Annotated in this window: 1 pseudogene; it reads right to left on the bottom strand. The window is 65.9% G+C overall.

What is annotated here, in order from left to right:
- Positions 1 to 137 (bottom strand): annotated as a pseudogene (locus tag CYJ76_RS13235) (Zn-binding domain-containing protein); the annotation flags it as partial.
- Positions 138 to 369: the final 232 nt, after the last annotated feature.

Below are 369 nucleotides of genomic sequence, written 5' to 3'. Positions count from 1 at the left end.
GCGGCCATCCACTCGGCAAAGCGCGCAAAGCCCTGCTCGGCGAAACCCGCACCACCCGCATAGCCGTCGTACACAAACACCGTCGGCAAACCCGTATCCGCATGCAAAGCGGTAGAAACGCCACCAATATCCCAACGCCCACGCCACGGATTCTCCCAGGTCCAGCAGTTGCACCACGAACGTCTCGCCCTGGTGCATGTACACCGCCCCGGTGTGCACATCCGACGTCGCACGCGACTGGTCCACCGTGCCCAGCAGTCGGCCGGAATCGGCCTCCACGATCGCCACCTGGGCCGCCGCCCCGCCGCGGATCGACACCTGCGAATGCACCTGCTCCGCCACTTTCAGGTCCGCGAAAATGCCTCGCGG

The sequence above is a fragment of the Kytococcus schroeteri genome (assembly GCF_002847825.1).
In the GTDB taxonomy this organism is placed as follows: Bacteria; Actinomycetota; Actinomycetes; order Actinomycetales; family Dermatophilaceae; genus Kytococcus; species Kytococcus schroeteri.
This window is presented reverse-complemented; position numbering and strand designations above follow the sequence as displayed.